General features: G+C 53.0%; 1 protein-coding gene. It reads right to left on the bottom strand.

The window, feature by feature from the left end; genetic code table 11:
• A partial coding sequence (locus ACYVTD_RS19265) for a hypothetical protein (RefSeq protein ID WP_461249178.1) occupies nt 1-215 on the bottom strand: 215 nt, incomplete at both ends.

Here is a 215-nt window from a genome sequence, read left to right as displayed (position 1 = left end):
AGCGGAACATAAAATAAACTGCGGGTTCGCGCCGTAAAAAGCGGTTATACGGCGGTGTCGGTGTTTATAGCGACGGTTTCCCCCATCGACCAGCTTATTATGAACGATCCCCAATGGTTTTTCAGAAAGAGCGCCGAGGAAGCCCCCGCCAATCGACGCCTCAAGGCCGCCTATGTCTATCCCCAATTCCAGCGCGTTAGTTGAAACGACGCCAT

The sequence above is a fragment of the Treponema sp. R6D11 genome, from assembly GCF_054786075.1.
Note: the sequence above shows the minus strand (reverse complement) of the source record. Positions and strands in the feature narration are given on the sequence as shown.